Annotated in this window: 18 protein-coding genes and 1 riboswitch; of the genes, 6 read left to right on the forward strand and 12 right to left on the reverse strand. The window is 76.9% G+C overall.

What is annotated here, in order from left to right; translation table 11 throughout:
* Positions 1-917: 917 nt before the first annotated feature.
* The 5 genes from F1641_RS06730 to cofD form a co-directional block, all read right to left on the reverse strand.
* Entirely contained in the window at positions 918-2195 is a 1278-nt protein-coding gene (locus F1641_RS06730) for a glycosyltransferase (protein ID WP_194903877.1), read from the reverse strand.
* 206 nt (positions 2196-2401) lie between these two features.
* Entirely contained in the window at positions 2402-2917 is a 516-nt protein-coding gene (locus F1641_RS23765; protein ID WP_375541463.1) for a WhiB family transcriptional regulator, read from the reverse strand.
* 551 nt (positions 2918-3468) lie between these two features.
* The gene (locus F1641_RS19750; protein WP_206690709.1) at positions 3469-4629 is read right to left on the reverse strand and encodes a coenzyme F420-0:L-glutamate ligase; all 1161 of its coding nucleotides are present in this window, start codon (positions 4627-4629) and stop codon (positions 3469-3471) included.
* Positions 4626-5027: a Fe-S oxidoreductase gene (locus F1641_RS06745; protein WP_194903879.1), complete on the reverse strand. Its 402-nt coding sequence runs from the start codon at positions 5025-5027 to the stop codon at positions 4626-4628. The genes F1641_RS19750 and F1641_RS06745 overlap by 4 nt, the downstream gene beginning before the upstream one ends.
* Positions 5027-6100 carry a 2-phospho-L-lactate transferase gene (gene cofD / locus F1641_RS06750; protein WP_194903882.1) on the reverse strand — a complete coding sequence of 358 codons (1074 nt, stop codon included), beginning with the start codon at positions 6098-6100 and terminating at the stop codon, positions 5027-5029. The genes F1641_RS06745 and cofD overlap by 1 nt, the downstream gene beginning before the upstream one ends.
* A 103-nt stretch (positions 6101-6203) precedes the next feature.
* Between cofD and F1641_RS06755 the strand changes: the two genes are divergently transcribed.
* Entirely contained in the window at positions 6204-7055 is an 852-nt protein-coding gene (locus F1641_RS06755; RefSeq protein ID WP_194903884.1) for an SDR family NAD(P)-dependent oxidoreductase, read from the forward strand.
* Between the two features lie 3 nt (positions 7056-7058).
* Here the strand turns inward: F1641_RS06755 and F1641_RS06760 are convergent, their stop codons facing one another.
* On the reverse strand, positions 7059-8051 hold the full coding sequence (locus F1641_RS06760) for a DNA-3-methyladenine glycosylase (RefSeq protein WP_194903887.1): 993 nt from the start codon (positions 8049-8051) through the stop codon (positions 7059-7061).
* Between the two features lie 69 nt (positions 8052-8120).
* On the opposite strand from F1641_RS06760, the gene F1641_RS06765 reads away from it, so the two are divergent.
* Positions 8121-8801, forward strand: a complete 681-nt coding sequence (locus F1641_RS06765) for a TIGR03089 family protein (protein WP_194903888.1) — start codon at positions 8121-8123, stop codon at positions 8799-8801.
* 31 nt (positions 8802-8832) lie between these two features.
* Here the strand turns inward: F1641_RS06765 and F1641_RS06770 are convergent, their stop codons facing one another.
* The 3 genes from F1641_RS06770 to F1641_RS06780 all read right to left on the reverse strand — a co-directional run bounded on the left by F1641_RS06770 (position 8833) and on the right by F1641_RS06780 (position 12182).
* Positions 8833-10410: an MFS transporter gene (locus F1641_RS06770; protein WP_194903890.1), complete on the reverse strand. Its 1578-nt coding sequence runs from the start codon at positions 10408-10410 to the stop codon at positions 8833-8835.
* A 184-nt stretch (positions 10411-10594) separates the two neighbouring features.
* On the reverse strand, positions 10595-11809 hold the full coding sequence (locus F1641_RS06775; protein WP_194903892.1) for a PLP-dependent aminotransferase family protein: 1215 nt from the start codon (positions 11807-11809) through the stop codon (positions 10595-10597).
* Between the two features lie 58 nt (positions 11810-11867).
* Complete coding sequence (locus tag F1641_RS06780; protein WP_194903894.1) at positions 11868-12182, reverse strand: multidrug efflux SMR transporter; 315 nt, start codon at positions 12180-12182, stop codon at positions 11868-11870.
* A gap of 30 nt (positions 12183-12212) precedes the next feature.
* Positions 12213-12277: riboswitch (guanidine-III (ykkC-III) riboswitch) on the reverse strand.
* A gap of 59 nt (positions 12278-12336) precedes the next feature.
* Here F1641_RS06780 and F1641_RS06785 point away from each other — a divergent pair.
* Together F1641_RS06785 and F1641_RS06790 are read left to right on the forward strand one after the other, a co-directional pair.
* Positions 12337-13326 carry a GDP-mannose 4,6-dehydratase gene (locus tag F1641_RS06785; protein WP_194903896.1) on the forward strand — a complete coding sequence of 330 codons (990 nt, stop codon included), beginning with the start codon at positions 12337-12339 and terminating at the stop codon, positions 13324-13326.
* Positions 13323-14351 (forward strand): GDP-mannose 4,6-dehydratase, encoded by a 1029-nt coding sequence (locus F1641_RS06790; protein WP_206690711.1) that lies wholly within the window; start codon positions 13323-13325, stop codon positions 14349-14351. The genes F1641_RS06785 and F1641_RS06790 overlap by 4 nt, the downstream gene beginning before the upstream one ends.
* A gap of 72 nt (positions 14352-14423) precedes the next feature.
* Here the strand turns inward: F1641_RS06790 and F1641_RS06795 are convergent, their stop codons facing one another.
* Together F1641_RS06795 and F1641_RS06800 are read right to left on the reverse strand one after the other, a co-directional pair.
* Positions 14424-16508 carry an N-acetylmuramoyl-L-alanine amidase gene (locus tag F1641_RS06795; protein WP_194903898.1) on the reverse strand — a complete coding sequence of 695 codons (2085 nt, stop codon included), beginning with the start codon at positions 16506-16508 and terminating at the stop codon, positions 14424-14426.
* A 229-nt stretch (positions 16509-16737) separates the two neighbouring features.
* Positions 16738-18750, reverse strand: coding sequence for a SpoIID/LytB domain-containing protein (locus F1641_RS06800; RefSeq protein WP_194903899.1), 2013 nt, complete (start codon positions 18748-18750; stop codon positions 16738-16740).
* A gap of 141 nt (positions 18751-18891) precedes the next feature.
* Between F1641_RS06800 and F1641_RS06805 the strand changes: the two genes are divergently transcribed.
* Together F1641_RS06805 and F1641_RS06810 are read left to right on the forward strand one after the other, a co-directional pair.
* On the forward strand, positions 18892-19446 hold the full coding sequence (locus F1641_RS06805; protein WP_206690713.1) for a phosphatase PAP2 family protein: 555 nt from the start codon (positions 18892-18894) through the stop codon (positions 19444-19446).
* A complete protein-coding gene (locus F1641_RS06810; RefSeq protein WP_194903901.1) occupies positions 19443-20399 on the forward strand; it encodes a decaprenyl-phosphate phosphoribosyltransferase in 957 nt (318 codons plus the stop codon). The genes F1641_RS06805 and F1641_RS06810 overlap by 4 nt, the downstream gene beginning before the upstream one ends.
* Positions 20400-20607: 208 nt before the next feature.
* Here the strand turns inward: F1641_RS06810 and F1641_RS06815 are convergent, their stop codons facing one another.
* Positions 20608-21807 (reverse strand): glycosyltransferase family 4 protein, encoded by a 1200-nt coding sequence (locus F1641_RS06815; protein ID WP_206690715.1) that lies wholly within the window; start codon positions 21805-21807, stop codon positions 20608-20610.
* Positions 21808-21811: the final 4 nt, after the last annotated feature.

The following is a 21811-nucleotide window of genomic DNA, read 5'->3' on the forward strand; positions in this document are numbered from 1 at the left end:
GCCCGGCCAGGCCGGCCGGCCCGACCTGTCCCGGCGGGGCAGCGTCGGAGCCGGCCGGGGTCAGCCCCGGCCCCAGGAGCAGGACCCGGGGGTCGGCCAGGGCGGGACCGAGCAGCGGGCCGGCCACGGCCAGCGGCGGGAGCACCGCCCACAGCAGCGCGCTCGGCCAGCGGCGGGCCGTCAGGGCGACGACGGCGACCGCCACCAGCAGCGGGCAGAGCAGCACGGGCGCTCCCGCGACCGCGACGGCGGAGGCCAGGCCGGCGAGCGCTCCGGCCGCCAGGGCGGGGCGGCGCGCTGCGGCGGTGGCCGTCCGGGCCAGCCCGAGGGCCACCCAGGGCAGGGCCAGGTGCGCGGCGACGGCGCCGAGGCGCCCGGTCGAGGTCGCGGCGAGCAGCGGCGCGCCGCCGGCCCAGACGACGGCGGCCGCGGCGCGCAGCACCCGGGAGCGGGTCGCGGCGCCGGCGGCGGCCCACCCGCCGAGCGCGGCGAGCGGCACCGCGAGCAGGAGCAGCACCAGCACCGCCGCGCGCACCGAGCCGCCGAGGGGCAGGGCGAGCACCGCCAGCGCCGACAGCCACGGGTCGGCGGGGGCTGCGGTGCCCAGCCCGAGGGGCTGCCAGTCGGAGCGGGCGGCGGCCCAGAGGTCGGCCAGCCCGGGAGCAGCGGCCAGGGCCCCGCCGACGACCTCGCGGCCCCCGGCGACCGCGGCGAGCAGCCGGTGCTGGCCCGCGGTGGAGACGACGGCGAGCAGCACGAGCAGGGGCAGCAGGACGCGCAGCCCCCGGCGGGGGGCCGCGCCGCCGTCGGCGTCGTCGCGCTCGCCGTCGTCGTCGGCGGTGGTCGGCGCGGGAGCGGGTGCCCCGGCGGTGGCGAGCTCGGGCTCGGACTCGGCCGCGAGGTCGTCGGCGGGCCGGTCAGCAGGCCGGAGGGGGCCGAGCAGGTCGTCGACCAGCGCCGTGCGGGGCGCGGGCAGGTGCGGCGCCTCGGGCAGGCGCACCACCGGCAGCCCCGAGGGCGGCGTGGTCGCGGCGGCCAGGGCGCGGGCGGCGACCACCGGCAGCACGCCGGTGGCGGGGGTGATGCCGGTGCGCGCCCCAGCGGTCGCGGTGCCAGCGGACCACCTCGCGGCGGGGCACCAGCAACGGCCGCAGGGCGCGGCGCGACCGGACGGCGGTGCGGGCGGCGGTGCGGCGCGCGGTGAGCACGCGGCGGGGCCGGGCGAGCGCCGCGAGCACCGCGCCCAGCTCGGCGCCGGCGCGGTCGGGCTGCTTGGCGGCGACCCGCACCAGCAGGCGCGCCAGCCCGCCGAGCAGCACGGCGAGCGCGACGGCGGGCAGGGCCAGCGGGGAGGCCCCCGCCAGGCGGGCGTGGGCCTCGTCGCGCCGCTCGCTCCAGCGGACGGCGCGGGCGGCGGGGGTGGGGCGCAGCCCCGAGCGGGTGGCGTCGACGTGGCGGACCACGGCGCCCGGCACGACGACGACGCGCGAGCCCGCCAGGCGCGCGCGGCGGCACAGGTCGAGGTCCTCCCCGAGGACGGTGAGGCCGGGGTCTCCCCCGAGGCGCTCCAGCAGGTCGCGGCGCACCAGCATGCCCGCGGAGGAGACGGCGAGGACGTCGTCGCGGTGGTCGCGCTGGCCCTGGTCGCGGTCGCCGTGCTCGACGCCGGTCAGGCGCCGGCCCATCGCGGAGGTGCTGAAGCCGACCTGGTGGAGGAGGCGCTCGTCGTCCCAGTCGACGACCTTGCAGCCGGCCACGCCGACGCTGGGGGCCACCTCGACGGCGGCGAGCAGGCGCTCGAGGGCGTCGGGGGCGGGGGCGCAGTCGTCGTGCAGCAGCCACACCCAGCGCAGCCCGGCGGGGACCTGCGTGTGCTGCTGCGGCCGCCCGCCCGCGCCGGCGGAGCTGGCGGCGGCGGGGACGGTGGCAGGGGCGGTCAGGGCCTCGGCGTCGGTGGCCGCCAGCGCGGCGCGGGCGGCGTCGAGCAGGCCCGCGCCGCGGCGCAGGTGGAGGACGTCGAGCGCCGCCGGCCCGCCCACCAGGCGCGAGCGGCTGGCGTGGCGGGCGAGCACCGCGGCGCTGCCGTCGCCGGACGCGGCGTCGAGCAGCGCCAGTCGGTCGGGGCTGCGGGACTGCGCGTCGAGCGCCGCGAGGGCGTCGGGCAGCCACCGCTCGCCGTCGCAGGCGAGCAGCACGACGTCGACGAAGGCGCCGTCGACGTCGTGGGACGGCGGTGCGGACGCCGACGGGGTCGGCGCCGCGACGGTCTGCGCCGCGAGCTCCCCGGTGCCGGCGCCGCCGGTGGCCGGGAGGCGACCGGTGGCGGTGGCGCTGCGCCGGGCCTCAGGCCGGCGGGCGTGCCGGGGCTGCGGCTGGCTGGGCGCCGAGGAGGAGCCCTGGCTCAGACCGCCCGCCGCTTGACGCGGCGGCGCTCGCGCTCGGACAGACCGCCCCAGATGCCGAAGCGCTCGTCGTTCTCGAGCGCGTACTCCAGGCACGCCACGCGCACCTCGCAGCTCATGCAGACGCGCTTGGCCTCACGGGTCGAGCCGCCCTTCTCGGGGAAGAACGACTCGGGGTCGGTCTGGGCGCAGAGCGCCTGCTCCTGCCAGTTGATCTCGGTCTCGGCGTCAGCCGCGCCGAGGACCAGCTCGAGGGCCGCGTCGTCGGAGTCCTCGTCGTCGCCGTCCTCGTCGTCCTCGTCCACGAGGTCCTCGACGAGGTCGCCGGCGAGGAGGTCCTCCAGGCTCGGGTCCGCGATCGACGTCAGCGGGGGCAGGGCCTCCAGCGACGTCCGGGGCGCGAACACGGCGGCGGTCGGCGCGGCCGGGGCCACGGCGGCCAGCTGGCCGGTCTCGGTGGGCAGGGCCGTCCGCGGGCGCGGAAGGCCGAGGGAGACGGTGGTGCTCTCGCTCATCTCGACTCCTTCAGATCTCGTTCGTGGGGGCCCGCGGAGGGACCCTGACCGCCTCGCGGCGGTGACTGAATTACATACGTGCGACTACAGGGCGTGCAGGCGAAACGCAGGAAGCCGTGGCGGGTTTCTTCGCGCCTGGGCGTGTCGCCCCCTGCGTGCCGCGGGGCACAACGGACACGGCCGGACACACCGGGCGCGAGGCGGCCGCCCCCTCGGCCGCGGGGCGCGGTCTCCCGCGAGCGTCATCCGAGCGTCACGGGCCGGTGACCAGCAGTGATGCACTTCAACCACAGGAGTCACAAGAACCCCACGCGTAACGCACACAGGAGCGAGGCGGCGCAACACCCTGGAGCGGCTCCGACGGGCCGCGCGACGCGACGCCGTGACCGTGCGTCACCAACGCCAGGTGACCGCGGTCAGCGGCGCTGGTGACCGCGGTCAGGTGGCGAAACCGGGTCCTGGGCGCTCCGCACGCCAGGTGACCGCGGTCAGCGCCGCAGGTGACCGCGGTCACCCGGGGAGGGCGCACCACGTCGAAGCGGGGTGCGGCGCTAGGAGCGCTCGCGCACCCGGAGCTCGACCAGGACGCGCGACGCCTCGCCGCCGGCCGCGGCCTCCTCGGCGGGCTCGGAGACGTCGGCCTCCAGGGCCTCCGCCCACAGCGCCGCCAGGAGGCGCTCCACCGCGGCGCCCACGGCGAGGGCGGGCCCGCTGACGGCGAGGCGCGCACCGCTGCCGCCAGCGCCGCCGTGGTCGTCGTCCTGGGAGACCTCGGCGCCCCGCAGCCCGCGTCCAGCGCTCGCGACCACCACGGCGCGCGCCGCGCGCTCGGTTACCGGGCCCCCGGGGACGATCGGCGGCGGCGCCACCTCCCGCTCGGCCAGGCCCAGCGCGGCGCGGACCGCCTCGACGTGCCCGTGGGCGAACCAGTCGGCGGGCCCGGTGCGCACCAGCTTCGCGGCGCCCGGCCCGTCGCCGTCGACGACGTGCGCCCCCAGCCCCCGCACCACCGCCACCGGGGTGCCGGCGGCCTTGCCCTTCACGAGGTCGGCCAGCCCGCAGACCTCGTCGGCGATCCCGCGGACCGTCACCTCCATCACGCGGCCCGACCTGTCGAGGCGGCCGCGCGCGTCGTCCAGGACGGCCAGCCCGGCGGCGCCGAGCGCGAAGTCCGTGACGCCGTCGCGCCAGGGCCGCCCGCTGGTGTCGCTGACGACGACGGCGGGCGCACGACCCCCGCGCCCTCCGTGCTCGCCGACGTCCAGCAGCTCCGCCACCCGCGAGCGCAGCGCGCGGGCGGAGGCGTCGGGGTCCGCGGGCAGGAGCAGCACGGTGCCCTCGGCGACGTCGGAGGCGTCGATGCCGGCGGCGGCGAGCACCGGGCCCGAGCGCGCCTGCACGACGCGGGTGGTCCGCCCGTCGGGCAGCCCCCGCTCGGCGACCAGGCGGACGGACTCGCCGTCGAGGGCGCGCTCGCGCTGGTCTGCGGGCACGGAGCGCCCCTCGGCCTTGGCGACCACCTTGCTGGCGACCACGACGACGTCGTCGGGGCCCAGCGCGACGCCCGCCGCGGCGCAGGCGCGCACGAGGAGGCCGGCGAGGTCGGCGCCGGCGGTGATCTCGGGCAGTCCGGGGACGGCCTCGGCGACCACCTGCTGCGGCGGCGCCACCGAGGGCGGCAGCTCGGCCGGGGAGGGGTGCGGGGCGCTCACGCGTAGCCCCCGTCGCGCAGGCCGGCGGCGGCCTCGAAGCGGTTGCGGGTCGGGTCTCCCCCGGCGCGCAGCTCGGCGAGGCCGTAGAGGAGGGGCAGCAGCGGCCCCCAGCGCTGCCACTGGAGCACGTGGACGGCCTCGTGGCGGAGCCGGTCGTCGTCGCGGGTGCGCGGGTGGGTGCCGGTGACGTAGGTGTCGCCGTAGGTGGTGCCGCCGCGGGCGAAGGTGCGGCCCCGGGCCGAGTGGCAGACCCGCAGGCGCACCGGGGTGCCGGCGACGTCGACGGTGCGGACCTCGCAGGTGGCGCCGTCGGCACGCGCGAGGGCGGCGGCGAGCAGCCCCACCCCGGCGGCCGTGGTGCCCCCGACGAGTCCGAGGGCCTTCCTGGCGGTCGTCATCACGAGGCGCTCCCCGGGGACCGGTCGTCGGCGTGGTCGGCGCGGTCGGCGCGGTCGGCGCGGCCGACGGCGAGGGCGGTCTCGAGCGCGGCACCGGCCAGGGCCGCGGCGGCGGCGCGGTCGCTCATCAGCAGGGGGCGGGCCAGCACCAGGCCCCGCCCGGGCGCGCTGCCCGCCAGGGTGGTGCCGTCGAGGTCGCCGTCGGCGGCGGCGTCGACCAGCCAGGCGTCGAGCAGGTCGGCGTGCAGCTCCCCCACGCCCAGCGCCGTGGCCGGGACGCCGAGCGCGGCCAGGCACGCGTCGGCCATGCCGCGCACCACGCGGCCCCCGAGCACCGGGGACACCCCGACAACGGGCGCCCCGCCGTCGCGCAGCGCCCCGCGCGCACCGGGCAGGCCGCGCGGTGCGCCGGGGTGGTCGCCGGCCAGGCCCAGGACGGTCCCGACCGAGACGACGGGGTTGGACGGCGGGAGCAGCACGGCGTCGGCGTCGGCCAGGGCCTCCAGCACGCCCGGGGCGGGGCTCGCGGCCTCCAGGCCCACCTGCTCGAAGCCGGTGGCCGGGACCGAGGCGCGCAGGCGCACCCACCACTCCTGGAAGTGCACGGTCCGGCCGTCGGCCAGGTGCACGTGCGTCTCCACGGGCTGGTCGCTCATCGGCAGCAGCCGGACACCGGGCTGCCAGCGCTCGCACAGCCGCTCCACCACGCGCGACAGGGGCAGGCCCTCGCGCAGCATCTGCGTGCGGAACACGTGGGTGCCGAGGTCGCGGTCTCCGAGGGTGAACCAGTCGGGGCCGGTGCCGTAGGCGGCGAGCTCGGAGGAGACGACGCGGCTCTCGTCGCGCAGCCCCCAGCCCTGCTCCTCGTGGACGGCGCCGCCGAGGGTGTACATCACCGTGTCGAGGTCGGGGGTGATGCGCAGCCCGTGCATCGTGGCGTCGTCGCCGGTGTTGACGACGGCGGTCACCTGCGCCGCGCGGAGCTCGGGGTCGGGCGATGCGGCGAGGTGCTCCACGAGCCCCCGCAGGAACCGCGCCCCGCCCACGCCCCCGGCGACGGCCGTGATCCTCATCGGCCGCTCACCTGCACGTCTGCCGTTCGCACCGGCCCATCCTGACCCACACCACCCGGGGGCCGCCCTTCCACCCGGGGGCGGGCTCCAGCAGGATCGGGCGGTGCGCTTCCCCCGGCCCTCCCGTCAGGCAGCCCCCAGCCCCACCGACGAGCGGACCGCCGAGCGGTCCCGCGAGCGGGCCCAGGAGCAGGTGCGCGTCGCCGAGCCGTCCCGCGTGGTGCTGCTCGGCGGCACCTCCGAGATCGGCCTGGCGGTGGTCCGCCGCCTCGGCCGAGGACGCTCCCTCGACGTCGTGCTGGCGGGCCGCCCGGGCGAGCGCCTGGCCGACGCCGTCGTGGCGCTCGCGGCCGAGGGACACCGCGCCCGGGCCGTGCCCCTGGAGGCCCGCGACCGCACCACCTGGACCCCGGCCCTGGAGAGCTCCTTCGACACCGCGTCCACCGCCGGGGAGCGGGTCGACGTCGTCGTCCTGGCGCTGGGCACCGCGCCGGACGGCGAGCGCTCCTGGCAGGACCCGCTCGCCGCCGCCGACCTCGTGCAGGTCAACTCCGCCGCCCCGGTCGCGCTGGCCGCGGGGGCGGCGCAGCGGCTGCGGGCGCAGGGCGGCGGAGCGCTGGTCGTGGTCTCCAGCGCCGCGGCCGTGCGGGCGCGCAGCACCGACTTCGCGCACGGCGCGAGCAAGGCCGCGCTCGACGCGTTCGCCTCCGGGCTGCGCGAGGCGGTCCGCGGCGACGGGGTCCGCGTGCTCGTGGTGCGCCCCGGGTTCGTCCGCACGCGCCTGACCGCGGGGCGCTCGGCGTGGCTGGCCACCACCAAGGAGGCCGTGGCCGACCTCACCGCGCACGCCCTCGCCGGCGACGACGACGCGGTGTGGGCACCTCCCGGCGCCCGCGCCGTCGTCGAGGTGCTGCGCTGGGTGCCGCCGCGCCTGCTGCGCCGCCTGCGCCTCTGAGGGTCAGCTGCGCATGCCGGTGGCGACCGGCACGTGCCGCGGCAGGGGCATCCGCGGGCCGCGGCGCGGGCGCGCGACCCCCTCGAGCTCCAGCAGGCGCTGCACCCGGTAGCGGTGCCCGCGGTAGCGCTCGACGACCTCCGCGCAGCCGGCGTCGTCCATGACCTCGCCGGTCAGCGCGTAGGAGACGTTCTTGGCCACGTGGTAGTCGGCGAAGGAGAAGGCGTCGGGGTCGCCGTGGGCGCGGTGGCGCACCTCGGCCGCCGTCCACACGCCGATGCCGGGCAGGCTGCGCAGCGCCGGCTCGACCCGCTCCAGCGGCAGGGCGGTGGTGCGCTCCAGCGCGGGGGCGCAACGGGCGGCGTGGAGCACCACGCGGCGTCGTCGCTCCTCGACGCCCGCCCGGAGCCACTCCCAGCTGGGGATGCCCGCCCAGCCGCGGGCGCTCGGCGGGACGCGCATCCCCGCGGCGGGGCTGCCGGGGCTGGCCGCGGGGGCGCCGGGGGCCGGGTCGCCGAAGCGCAGCAGCAGGTCGCGCCAGGCGCGGTGGGCCTCCAGCCCGGTGACCACCTGCTCGATCGCGGCAGCCGCGAGCGCCTCGAACACCGCGAGGGTGCGGGGCACGCGGACGCCGCGGTGGCGGCGGTGGGCCGCGACGAGCACGGGGTGGTCGGGGTGGGGCGCGAAGCCGGAGTCGTCCTGGTCCTCGCCGAGCAGCTCGGGGACGCGGTCGACGACGACGGCTGCGCCGCCTCCCCAGGCGGAGGCCTCGACGACGCCGAGCGCCGCCACCGGGCGCAGCCGCAGCAGCGCGGTGCCCTCCTCGGTGCGGGTGGCCCACCACCAGGTGGCCAGCGGGCCGGTGCCCTCGCGGCGCACCGCGGGGTCGCCGCCGCCCCGGCGCAGGGGCCCGAGGGTGGCGGAGAGGTCGAGGGGGCGCCCGGGGGCCCAGGCGCGCTGCGCCGACGGGGCGCCGCTCCCCCCAGACCACGTCACCGGGACATCCTCACCCGCGCCCGGGGTGCTCTGGAACCCCGCCGCGGCGCGGCGCCTACCGTCGGGGGGATGAGCTCCGACCGCGTCGCCGTCCCCCAGCTGCTCGCCCGCCTGCGCCGCCAGGACTCCGGCCGCCCGCGCGTGACCTGGTACGGCGCGGACGGCGAGCGCGTGGAGCTGTCGGCCCGGGTGCTGGAGAACTGGGTGGCGAAGACGGCGAACCTGCTCGTGGAGGAGCTCGAGGTGGAGGTCGGCGACGCCGTGCGCCTGGACCTGCCCGCCCACTGGCGCACCGTCGCGTGGCGGCTCGCGGTCGCGGCGGTCGGTGGTGAGCTGGCGGTGCAGGACTGCGGCGCGGCCCCGGACGTGCTCGTCGTCGCCGACGGCTCCCCCGGCCTCGCCGGCGCCACGAGCGGCACCGGCACCGGCGTGCCCCGCCACCTCGTGGTGCAGGCGCTGGGGGCGCTGGCCTTCCGCGCGCAGGTGGTGCCGCCGGGGGCCCTCGACGCGGCGGCCGTGGTGGCGGGCTACGGCGACGAGCTGCCCGCCGTGGTCGGCGCCCCGGGCCTGGTCGTGACCGGGCCGCCGAGCGACGCGCGGGTGCTCGTGGACGCCCGCTCGGGCGACGACGACGCGGCCCTCGACGCCGTGCTGGCGGCCCTCGCCGGGGGCGGCAGCGCGGTGCTGCTGGGCCCGGGCTCCCCCGACCCCGAGCGCGTGGCGGCCCAGGAGGGCACCGCCCCGGCCTGACGGGGAGGTCCGCCGGTGCGGGTGACGCTGACTACGCGCTCGCGCCCGGCCCGTTGCCGCTGCTGACCGTGCGCCGCGCCGGGTCGGGCGCCGGCACCGCGACCGGCTCCCCCACCGCCGCCCCGTCGGTGGCCGGGGACGCGGCGCGGGAGCGCGCGAAGGAGTCGCGCAGCGCGCGGTACTGGGGGCTCGCCAGCGCCAGCAGCGTCACGAGCAGGCCCAGGAACCCGAGGACCACGAACACCAGCGCGATCGCCCGGGCCTGCCCGGTGCCGAACCAGCTGCCGACGGCCGCCGCGCCGGCGCCGTCACCGCTCATGAACGGCACCACCGCGAACTGCGTGACCGGGCCGATGAGGAACGCGGTGAACGGTGACGCCGCCTGCTCGACGCTCTGGGCGAAGCCGAAGACCCGCCCCTGGCGCTCGTAGGGGACGACGCGCTGCAGGACCGTCTGCTCGGCGGCCTCGGCGAAGGGCATGAGCAGCATGAACACCGCCATGGCGGCCACGAGGCTGACCACGGACGCCGAGAGCGGGAAGAGCATCGTGGCCGCCCAGGAGGCGGCGTTGGCGAGCAGGAGCAGCCGCACCGGGGCGCTCCCCAGCCCCACCTTCGCCACGAGCAGCCCGCCGACGATCATCAGTGCCGACAGCCCGCCCCACAGCAGCCCCCACACCTGCACCGACACCAGCGACAGGCCGTAGGCGTCCATCAGCGCCATGAAGGCGCCGCCGATGACGTTGTTGAAGCAGCTGAAGAGGATGAGCGGCACCAGCCCCGGGACGCCGCGCACGAGGCGCCACGTGCCCCGCAGGTCGACCCCCCGAGCCGCGCCGTCGCCGTCCACGGGCGTCGCCCGCACCGGCTGCTCCTCCGGCACGTGCACCCGCGCCAGGTGCGCGACCGACGCGACCAGCACCGCGACCGCCAGGAGCAGCACGTAGAGCATGCCCCCGGCCGCGACGAGCACCCCGCTGATCACCGAGGTGACCAGCATCGACACCCCGGAGACGGTGCCGACCAGGCCGTTGGCGCGGTCGCGGCGGTCGGCGGGCACGAGCAGGCTCACGCAGACGGGCAGCGCGATCATGCGCGGGTTGCCGGCGATGACGCCGAGCATCACCAGCACGACGAAGGTCCACAGCTGCCAGGAGCCGACGTCGGTGAAGGCCTGCGCGGGGGCGATCACGTACAGCGCGAGGCAGGCGCCGTAGACCAGCGCCGAGGCGAGCGCGGAGGCCTGCATCACCACCTGCTTGCGGTGGTCGTCGACCAGGCTGCCGAACCACATGCCCGTGGCGGCCGTGGCCACCAGGAAGATGCCGGAGATCATGCCGGTGGCGAAGACGGACCTCGTCTCCAGGAACACCCAGAACGTCACCGCGAACCAGACCGTGTAGTTCATGACGCCGACCACGCCGTTGCTCACCAGCAGGTGCGCGAACACCCGCTGGGTGCCGTGGCGCAGGTCGAGCCGGGGCTGCTCCGCGCCGTCGGCCGGCGCCGCAGCGCCGTCGGTGGGGTCATGCGGGGATCCTCTCGCCGGGGTCCGACAGCGCGCCACAGACTTCTCGCGGGAACGACCCACCAGGCGTCCGAGACTCATCGGCCGTGCGTCGACCCACCCCACCCCGCCCCGCCCCCCTGCGCGCGTCCACCCCCTCCCCCGCGACGATCACGCGTCTGAGCGCCACACCGCGCCGCGGTCCTCTGCCGCAGGGTCGGCTCGCAGCCGGCGTCGTGGCGCGCAGCTGCATGATCGTCGCGAGGGTGGGGGGGGGGTGTGCGCGTCAGGTCGTGGTGGCTCCCAGCGCCGGGGCCAGGCGGCGCAGCCCCTCGGCGATCCGCTCCGGCGGGTTGGTGGTGAACGACAGGCGGAGGGTGGCGCGGTCGGGCGCCCCGGCGAAGAAGGGGGCCCCGGGGACGAAGGCCACGTCGCGCTCCAGCGCCCCCGCGAGCAGCGCCGCGGTGTCGGTGCCGCCGGGCAGGCGCGCCCACACGAACATGCCGCCGTCGGGGTCGCTCCAGCTCGAGCCCTCCGGCAGGGCGCCGGGGAGCGCGGCCAGCATCGCGTCGCGACGGCGGCCGTACTCGGAGCACAGGCGGGTGACGTGCGCGTCGAGGTCGCTCTCGGCGAGGTACGCGGCGGCGGCGGCCTGGTCGACGGTGGAGGTGTGCAGGTCGGCCGCCTGCTTGGCCACCACGAGCGCCCGCCGCAGGGCAGCGGGGGCCCGCAGCCACCCCAGGCGCATGCCCGGGACCCCCACCTTGGAGAAGCTGCCCAGGTAGACGGCCCGGTCCGCCACGGCGGGCTCGGCTGCCAGCGCGCGCAGCGGGGCGCCCCGGAAGCGGAGCTCGCCGTAGGGGTCGTCCTCGACCAGCCAGGTGGGGTGCTCCGCGACCAGCGCGGCGACCTCCGCGCGGCGCGCGGCGCTGAGGGTGCGCCCGGTGGGGTTGGCGAAGGTGGGGACCAGGTACACCAGCCGCGGGCGCTCCTCCTCGAGCACGCGGGCCAGGTCGGCGGGGACCACGCCGTCGTCGTCGCTCGCGACGGGCACCACGCGGGCCCCGGCCAGCGCGAAGCCCTGCAGCGCCGCGAGGTAGGTGGGCTCCTCCACCGCCACGACGTCTCCCGGGTCGAGCAGCGCCGTCGCCAGCAGCGCGAGGGCCTGCTGCGAGCCGGTGGTGACCAGCAGGTCGCTCGCGCCGGTGGGCAGGCCGCGGCCGGTGAGCCGCGCCGCCAGGAGCTCGCGCAGGTCGGCGTCGCCCTCCGTGGGGGCGTACTGGAGGTGCTGGCGGGCGCGCGGGCCCGAGAGGACGGCGTCGAAGGCGGCGCGGACGCCGTCCAGGTCGAACAGCTCGGGGGCGGGCAGCCCGCCGGCGAAGCTGACGACCTCCGGCCGCGAGGCCAGGGCCAGGAGGTCGCGCACGGGCGAGCTGGCGACGCCGTCCAGGCGCCGCGCGAGCGGCGGGGCGGAGGTCGGGCGCGGGGAGGTCTGGGTCACGGGAGCTCCTGGTCGACGGCGGCTCCCACGCTAGCGGCGCCGCCCCGCCGCCCGCGGCTCAGTGGGCGACCTTGAGACCCACCACGCCGCCGACGATCATCGCCAGGAACAGCACCTTCAGCAGCGAGACGGACTCGGTGCCGGTGGCCATGGCGTACACCACCGTCAGGACCGCGCCGATGCCCACCCACACCGCGTAGGAGGTGCCGACGGGCAGCTCCCGCATCGCGAACGCGAGCCCGGCCATGCTCAGCACCAGCGCGACGGCGAAGACGGCGGTGGGCGCGGGGCGCGTGAAGCCCTCCGAGCGGCCGAGGGCGGTGGCCCAGACGGCTTCCAGCACACCGGACAGGACGAGGACGGTCCAGGACACGAGGGGCCTCCGCTGGTCGACGACGTCGATGGAGCGGCCGTCTTGTCGCGGTCCGGGTACGGCACCCTCGTCCGGAGGCCCTGGAGGGACCCGGCACCACGGTCGCACATCCGGTCCGGAGACGCTGCCGCACGCCGTCCCCTAGGGTCGCCCCATGGCCAAGCGCGCGCTGATCACCGGAGTCACGGGCCAGGACGGCCTCTACCTGTCCGAGCTCCTGCTGTCCAAGGGCTACGAGGTCTACGGCCTGGTCCGCGGCCAGAACAACCCCAAGCTGCCCCTGCTGGCCCGCGAGGTCCCCGGCGTCAAGGTCCTCACCGGCGACCTCATGGACCTGTCCTCCCTGATCCGCGCCCTCAACACCGCCCAGCCCGACGAGTTCTACAACCTCGGCGCCATCTCCTTCGTGGCCTACTCCTGGGAGAACGCCGACCTCACCGCCGAGGTCACCGGCAAGGGCGTCCTGAACGCCCTCGAAGCCGTCCGCCTCTACTGCGGCGACACCCCCGACAAGGTCCGCTTCTACCAGGCCTCCTCCTCGGAGATGTACGGCAAGGTCCAGGCCGTGCCCCAGCGCGAGGACACCCTGCTGTGGCCCCGCTCCCCCTACGGCGTGGCCAAGGTCTTCGGCCACTACATGACCATCAACTACCGCGAGTCCTACGGCATGCACGCCTCCTCGGGGATCCTGTTCAACCACGAGAGCCCCCGGCGCGGCCCGGAGTTCGTCACCCGCAAGGTCACCCAGGCCGTCGCCCGCATCTCCCTGGGCCTGCAGGAGGAGCTGGTGCTGGGCAACCTGGACGCCCGCCGCGACTGGGGCTTCGCCGGGGACTACGTCGAGGCCATGTGGCGCATGCTCCAGCAGGACACCGCCGACGACTACGTCGTGGCCACCGGTGAGACCCACACCATCGGTGAGCTGCTGGACGTGGCCTTCAACCACGTCGGCATCACCGACTGGACGAAGTACGTGCGCCAGGACCCCGCCTTCATGCGCCCGGCGGAGGTGGACCTGCTCATCGGTGACCCCACCAAGGCCAAGACCCAGCTGGGCTGGGAGCTGAAGGTCGGCTTCACCGACCTGGTGCAGATGATGGTCGACTCCGACCTGGCCGAGCAGAAGGCGCTGCGGGGCGAGTGAGCGAGCTCCATCCGCCGGCCCCCGTCGCGCCGGCCGCCCCACCGGTGCCGCTGACGGGCAGGACGGCTCTGGTCACCGGCGTCTCCGGCCAGGACGGCGGGTACCTCGCCGAGCTGCTCGCCGCCGAGGGCACGCTCGTGCACGGCGTGCGCCGCGGCACGGGCCCGCTGCCGCCGCACCTGGCGGCGCTCGGCGACCGGCTCGTGGTGCACACCGCCGACCTGCTCGACCCGTCGGCGGCCGCGGCGCTGGTCCGCGAGGTGGCCCCCGACGAGGTCTACAACCTCGCCGCGGAGAGCTCCGTGGCCCGCTCGTGGTCGCAGCCCGTGGAGACGGCCCTGCTCGACGCCGTGCTGCCGGCAGCGATCCTGCACGCCGCCGCAGGCGTCACCGGCACCAGCGGCGAGCCGGTGCGGGTGCTCCAGGCCTCCAGCGCCGAGGTCTACGCCGGCGCCGGGGTGACCCCCCAGAGCGAGGCGACGCCCGTCGTCCCCGTGACCCCGTACGGGGCCGCCAAGGCGTACGCCCACCACCTCGTGCAGCTGCACCGGGCGGGCGGGATGTTCGCGGTGAACGCCGTGCTCTACCCGCACGAGTCACCGCGGCGCCCCGCGCAGTTCGTCACCCGCAAGATCACGTCGACGGTGGCGGCGATCGCGCGCGGCCGGGCCGACGAGCTGGTGCTCGGCAACACCGCGGCCCGGCGCGACTGGGGCTGGGCGCCCGACTCGGTGCGCGCCATGGTGCTCGCCCTGCGCCACGGCGAGCCGCTCGACGTCGTCGTCGCCACGGGGACCTCGCACTCGGTGGAGGACTTCGTGGCCGCCGCCTTCACCCGCGCCGGGATCGACGAGTGGCGCCACCTGGTGCGCAGCGACCCGGCCTTCTGGCGCCCCAACGACGCCGCGGACCTGGTCGGAGACCCGTCCCTGGCCCGCACCGCGCTGGGCTGGTCGACCACGGTGGCCTTCGCCGACGTCGTCGGGTCGATGGTCGACGCCGACCTCGCCCTCCTCGACGCCTGAGCGCTCCCCCGACGGACGAGGAGCCCCGCACCACCTCTCGGTGGTGCGGGGCTCCTCGGTGCGGGGATGCGGCTACGGCCAGGTGCGCCAGACGCCGACGCCGTCGCCGCGGGAGGCCTGGGTCGACGTCGCGGCGTCGCCCGCGGAGCTCTCGCTGCCGCCCGAGCCCGCCCCGGAGGCACCGCTCGTGCCGGACGAGCCCGTGACGGGGAGGGTGCTGGTGTCCCAGCGGCCCACCACGGGCTGGTCGGTGGAGGCGCCGTACCCGAACAGGGCGTCGGGCTGGCCCGGGGTGATGCTGTTGCGCAGCCACCAGGCACCGGTGGCGTAGACGCCGACGGTGTCGCGGCCGTCGCCGTCCCAGTCGCCGGTCACGGGGGTGGCCTGCGGCCAGCCGTAGGAGAAGACGGCGCCGGCGGAGCCGGGGGTCGCCGTGCCGCGCAGCCACCAGCGGTAGCCGTCGTACACGCCGATGCCCGAGCGGCCGCGGCCGTCCCAGTCGCCGACGACGGGCCTCACGCCCTTGAAGCCGTAGGTGAACTTGTGGTCCGGCGCCCCGGGGCTGGCGGTGTCGCGCAGCCACCACGTGTACGTGGCCGGGTCGTAGACGCCGATGCCGTCCTTGCCGGAGCCGGTCCAGTCGCCGCAGACGGGGACCATCGTGGAGGAGCCGTAGCTGAGCTCGAGGTCGGCCGCGTCGTTGCCGACGGTCTGGCGGATCGACCAGCGGCCGGCGGAGTAGACGGCCATGCCGTCGGTGCCGTCGCCGTCCCAGTCGCACGACAGGGTCGTGCCGCGCGGCTCGCCGAAGTAGGCGGTGCCGTCGGGGGCGCCCGGCGTCGCGCTCTGGCGCAGGTCCCACTCCTTCTCGGCCATCAGCTGGGCGACGCGGGTGCGCAGCGCGGGGAGCTGGGAGTAGAGGTTCTTGCCGGGGCAGGCGGTGGAGCCCACGTCGCGGTGCCCGGAGATGGTGTTCAGGGTCACCGGGGTGCCCACCGGGTACTTGGTGTTGGTGCCGCCGAGGCCGGCGCTGTAGAGCACCGCCTTGCCGGTGGGGTCGGTCTGCGTCTTCGCGAACTTCCAGGAGATGACCCGGGCCAGCGCGTCGAGGATCGTCGAGGAGGCGGGGGCGGTCTCGTAGTTGCCGAGCACCGAGACCCCGAAGCTGGCGGTGTTGAAGCCGCCGGCGTGGGCGCCCTGCACCGCGCGGTCCATGCCGCCGTAGCGGCCCTCGAAGACCTGGCCGTACTTGTCGACCAGGAAGTTGTAGCCGATGTCGCACCAGCCCTGGACCACGACGTGCTGGTAGTAGATGCCGCGCACGATCGCTGCCGACTCGGCCTTCGTGTACGTGTTGGTGCCCGCGGTGTGGTGGACGAAGGCCACCTTCGGCGAGGTCGTGTAGCTGGGCGCGGTGCACTTCGACAGCCGCAGCGACTCGTCGGCGCCCCACTGGGCGCGGGTGATGACGCCGGGCATGTCCCCGGTGTCGGCCCGGGCGGTGGCCAGCGGCGTGCCCGACGTCGCAGCCGTCCTGGCGTCCGTCTTGGGGTCGATGAGGCTGGCCTGGACGCCGCTGACGGCGGGGTCGCCGTCGGGGGTCGTGGTCTCTCCCTCGACCTGCACGCGGACGTCGACGGCGTCGGCCCCGCCGGAGACCCACAGGGGGCTGGTGGCGCCGCCGCTGTTGGCGCCGCGGGCCTCGGCCGTGCCCGGGTCGGGTGCGGAGTCCTCGACCTCGAGGGGCTGCCAGCCGGTCCAGCCGTCGTCGGTGCGCACGCGCACCTGGACGGCGACGTCGGCCTCCGGGTCGCCGTCCCACTGGACGGACACCATGTTGAAGTCCTCGGTGCGCACCGGCCCGGTGGCGAGCTCCTCGGCGGGCGCGTCGGCGCCGGGGACGGCGGGCGCGACGGCCGCCGTGCTGGGCCGACCCGACGGCGTGGCCGACGGGGTGGCCGAGGGCTTGCCCGAGGGGGTGGCGGAGGGCTTCGCCGAGGGGGCGCTGGTCGACGGCGAACCGCCCGGCGCGGAGCTCGTCGCGGCGCCGTCGGCCCCGTCGACGACCGGCACGTCGAGCACCTGGGCGGTGGGCTTCACGGGCGCCGTGGCGGCGCTCGCCCCCACGACGGGCACCAGGCCGGTGCCGGAGGCCACGACAGCGACGACGCCGCAGCGGACCACCCAGCGGCGCCCGGGTCCGGTGGCGCGGGCGGCGCCCCGGAGGGGGCCTCCGCGGGTCGTGTGCGCTGCTGGTGTCACTGGCGGGGCTCCCGGCTGTCGGTCGCGCCGCGGGTCGCGCGGGCGCTCTCGCTGGCGGTCTGGAGGCCGGTCCGGTGTTCGAGCCGGCGGTCGGGCTGGAGGTGCGGGCCGGAGGCGCGCCCGGTCATGCGACGGGCCGCGTGATGCCCGCGCCGTCGTTGCCGGCGGCCCAGCGCCCGGGGACGGGGGCGTCGCCCGGGACGCCGTACCAGAAGTCCCGGTGCGGGTCGCCCGGTGACACGGTGTCACGGAGCATCCACCGTCCGCCGGAGAACACGCCGATACCAGAGCGACCGCTGTCCGACCAGTCACCGCTCACCGGCGTGGCGCCCTGCCAGCCGTACTGGACGGTGGCGTCGGGGCGGCCCGGGGTGTTGCTGTTGCGGACCATCCAGGTGCCGCCGGCGTAGACGCCGAGGGTGTCGCGGCCGTCGCCGTCCCAGTCGCCGACGACGGGCAGCGCCGCGCTCCAGCCGTACTGGACCTTGGTGTCGGGGTTGCCGGGGCTGAAGGAGTTCCGCAGGTACCAGGTGCCGGTCTTCGGCTCGTAGACGCCGATGCCGTCCTTGCCGTCGCCGTCCCAGTCACCGCAGACGGGCAGCATCCAGGAGGCGCCGTAGGAGACGACCTGCGGCGTCGAGCTGCCGCTGGTGTCGTCGGTCTTGGTCCAGCGGCCGTCGCGGTACGTGGTCAGGCCGTCGCGGCCGTCGCCGTCGAAGTCGCACGACAGGGTCGTGTCCTTCGGGCCGCCGTAGGTGGTGTTCGCGGCGACGGGGTCGCCGCTGTCGGCGGTGCCGCGCAGCATCCACTGCTGGCCCGAGGGTGTGACCACGGAGAACCAGTCGGACTTCAGGCCGAGCGCGCTGCGCACCTCGTTGCCGGTGGCGGTGACCGAGCCGGAGGTGCCGGTGATGACGACCTTGGTGGCCCGGCCGCCGTCGGCGCCGAGGCCGTTCCGGGCCGTGACCTGCATGCCGGTGAAGGTGCCGATCTTCGGCCACGACCGCGCGATGCGGGGCCCGTCGACGACGACCTTCCAGTCGTGGTGCGGCGAGCGCACGTCGCCCTCGTCCTCGACGGCGGGTAACTGGCCGCCGGCGGTCCAGCCCCCCGTGGAGGCGCTGAACTCGGTGCGGACCACACCGCCCTTCGCGTCGCGGCGGATGACGCCGGCGGTGTTGCGGATCGCCGTGTCGGTGCGGCGGTCCTCCTTGGCGGCGCCGGCGTACACCTGGCAGGCGGTGGTGTCGCAGGTCTGGGCGTAGCTGTAGCGGTTCTCGGCGCGGGAGTAGGAGCGGGCGGCCACGGCCTGCGCCTCGAGCGCGGCCATGCCGGCGCCGCCGGCGGCGTCGCCCCAGGCGGCGGGCGACTCGGCGGGCACGACGCCGCGCAGGTACTGCTCCAGCGGCACGTGGTTGACCAGGTGGGTGGCGCCGTTCGCCTCGACGACGGGGCGGAAGTTGCCGCGGTAGGGCGCGCCGGTGTTGCAGACGGTGAACATGCGGCTGCGGTCGTCACCGGCGCCGCCGGGGATCCACACCGCGGGGCTGCCCCCGACGTCGACAGGTCCCGTGCTGCCGGTGGAGCCGGTGCTGCCGTCGGACGACGGGGTGGGCGTGGCGGTCGGCTCGGGGGCCCTGCAGCCACCGGCGGCCGTGGTGAGCACCCAGGTGCTCCCCTGGCGGGTGAACCTGGCGATGCTGCCGGCGGGCACCTGCGTGCCCTCGACGAAGAAGTCGGCCCCGGAGGTCAGCCCGATGGTCTGGGCGCCCTCCAGGCCCATGAGGCGCACGGAGATCTCGTCGTTGCCGATCGTGCCGGCGGTGGTGCCGCCGTAGTAGCGGTCGAGGATGCGCGCGGAGCTCCAGCCCTTGTCGACGGCGTAGCCGTAGGAGCCCCACTGCGACAGCCCGCGGCCGTGGCCGAAGCCGTGGCCGGTGAGGGTCACGTCGCTCGAGGCGGCCTGGGCCTGCTCGCCGCCGCCCAGCTGGGCGCCTCCGGCGACCGTGCCCGCGACCACGAGCAGGACGGCGGGGCGGGTCCACCAGCGGCGGCTGCGGTGCCGGGCTGCCTGACGTGCCTCGCGCGCGTGGCGCGGACCGCTCGGGCTCGTGGGGCTGGACGGAGCGCGGTGCATGGAGTAGTCCTCGGCATCGGAGCTGGCCGCCTTGACCTCTGCGCGGTCTGAGCCAGGCCTTGAGCCCGGGGGTCGTTGCGTCACCCGTCCGCTGGGCGGATCCACCGGACCGGGTCGTGGTACCGACTACTGTCGCGGAACGTGAGCTCCCAGGACGTGCTTTCGCTGCGACGCGCCGAGTCGGCCGTCCTCGTGGCCCTGCAGAGCAGGACGACGGGTGCCCGGGTCATCGGCTCTGCCGCGGGCCTCGGGCGCTTCGGCGACCACGCCGCCGGGTGGGTGGCCATCGGCGCCGCCGGGTGGCTCCTGGACCGCCACCGGCGCGGCGAGTGGGCGCGGGCCCTGGTCTCGGTGCTGGGGGCGCACGCCGCGACCGTCGTCCTCAAGCGCGTGGTGCGGCGGCTGCGGCCGAACGCCCCGGGGATCGAGGTGCGCTCCACCTCCCCCAGCCGGCTGAGCTTCCCCAGCTCGCACGCCGCGTCGACGACGGCGGCGGCCCTGGCGTACGGGCGCCTCCTGCGCCTGCCGCTGGCCCCGGTGGTCCCGCCCGTGATGGGGGCCTCCCGCCTGGTGCTGGGTCTGCACTTCCCCACCGACGTGCTGGTGGGCAGCCTGACGGGGGTGCTGGCCGACAGGGTCCTGCGTCCCGGGGCCGCCCGCTCCGCAGCGTCCACGAGCGAGGGGGGCGCGCGATGAGCTCCGGCATCGACTCCCCCGTGCGCCGGAGCACCGGCTCGGCGGCCCTCGGCGTGGTGCGCACCATGCGCCCGCGCCAGTGGGTGAAGAACGTGCTGGTGGAGGCCGCGCCGCTCTCGGCGGGCCTCCTGTTCGACCTCGACGTCATCGGCACCACCGCCCTGGCGTTCGCGAGCTTCTGCCTGGCCGCCTCGGCGGTGTACCTGCTGAACGACACCCTCGACGTCGAGGCCGACCGGGCCCACCCCACCAAGCGCAACCGGCCGATCGCCGCGGGCGTGGTGCCGGTGCCGGCCGCCGCCGCGACCGCCGTGGTGCTGGCGCTCGGGTCGCTGGCCCTCGCGGCGCTGGCGTCGTGGCAGCTGGTGGTGCTCATGGCCGTGTACCTCGTGGTGCAGGTGGCCTACTGCGTGCGCCTCAAGCACGAGCCGGTGCTCGACATCGCCATCGTGGCCTCGGGCTTCCTGCTGCGGGCGATCGCGGGCGGCGTGGCCAGCGGCATCCCGCTGTCGCAGTGGTTCCTGCTGGTCACGGCGTTCGGCTCGCTGTTCATGGTGGCCGGCAAGCGCTACAGCGAGATGCGCCTGGCCGAGGCCGCCGGCGGCACCACCCGCGCGTCGCTGCTGCGGTACACCCCCACCTACCTGCGGTTCGTGTGGAGCCTCGCGGCGAGCGTCATGGTGACCGCCTACGCGCTGTGGGCGTTCGAGATCCGCGCCGACGCGGCCGTGGCCGACGGCGTCGGCGCGGCCACGGTGGCGGCGGTCTCCGCGGGAGGGTCGACCTGGTCGGCCATCTCGATCGTCCCGTTCGTGCTGGCGGTGCTGCGCTACGCCGTCGACGTCGACGGCGGCCGCGCGGGCGCCCCGGAGGACATCGCGCTCAGCGACCGGGTGCTGCAGGTCGTGGCCGTGGCGTGGGTGGCGACCTTCGCCATCGGCGTCTACACCTGACCCGTCCACAGTCGCCCGGCTGCCGGGCGGACAGCGTCCCCGTTCGCCGGGAACGGGCACCCGACCCGGGGCGCGGTGGCGCGGTGGCGCGGTGGCGTGGTGGCGGAACCCGGTGGGCCCGGGGCTCCGGGCGGCCTCGTCGCGCGGATGCGGACAGCGTCCGGTCAGCGCCCAGGAGCTGTGGACGGACCGGCCGGCCGGGACGCCGTCAGTGCGCCCGCGGGCGGCGGGCGGCCTCGAGGATCCGCTCGTACTCGTCGACGGAGCGCTCCACGCCGTAGTGCTCGCGGGCGCGGGCTGCCAGCGCCTCGCGGTCGACGGCGCCCGCGGCGTGGGCGTCGCGCAGCTGCTCCAGCCCCCGGGTGACCGCGGCGGCGTCCTTGCGGGCCACCACGACGCCGTCGCCCGGGCCCCGGCCGACCTTCTCCACCGGCACGCGCACGCCCGGGAGGTCGGAGGCCAGCGCGGGGACGCCGAGCATCATCGCCTCGACCTGGACGATGCCGAAGGCCTCGAAGGCGTTGACCGACGGCAGCGCGAAGGCGTCGATGGAGGCGTAGAAGTCCGGGATCGCCTCGTCGGGCACGAAGCCGAGGACGCGGATCCTGTCGTCGCCGCCGATCGCCTCGCGGACGCGCTCGATGACGCTGCCGCCGGCGATCTTGGCGAAGTCGCCGGCGATGATGAGCCGCGCGTCGGGGTCGGCGAGGGCGCGGAAGCCCTCGACCAGCCACGGGACGCCCTTCTCCTCGACGATGCGCCCGAGGAAGCCGACGTGGAACCCGTCGCCGTCGCGGTAGCGGGGCTGCCCGCCGGACCTGTCGTGGCACGGGGCGGGCACGCCCTCGACCTTGGTCCGCATCGAGCTGTAGAGCCTGCTGTGCTCGGCGTAGTCGAGGGAGGTGGTGACGACCGTCGTCGCCACGCCCATGGCCACCCGCGAGGACGCGTCGACGACGACCTTCTGCACGCTGCCCGCGGCACCGGGCGGCAGGTCGACGTCGCACTGGTAGGTCAGGACGACGGGCGTCCCCACGCCGCGGGCCGCGGCGGCGAGCACCCCGGCCTCCAGCAGCGGCAGGTGCAGGTTGACCACGCCGGCGCCCTTGGCGACGGCAGCGAGCCAGACCGGCAGCAGCGGCGCGATGGTGCCCTTGCCCAGGCGCGCGACCACGGGGGCGCGCAGCACGCGGACGCCGTTGACGACCTCCTCGACGGGCAGGTCGTCGTCGTGGCGGGTGGCGACCACGGTGACGGAGCGGCCCCGGCGCACCAGGCCCTCGGCGACGTCGCGCGCGGCGTTGGTCAGCCCGGAGACGTAGGGCGCGTAGTAGGTGAGCCCCATGACGACGTCCGGCGGGGCACTCCCGGCGGGAGCGGGCGGCGGGAGCAGCGAGGGGCGGACCACCCGG

Source organism: Quadrisphaera sp. INWT6 (assembly GCF_015390235.1).
Taxonomy (GTDB): Bacteria; Actinomycetota; Actinomycetes; order Actinomycetales; family Quadrisphaeraceae; genus Quadrisphaera.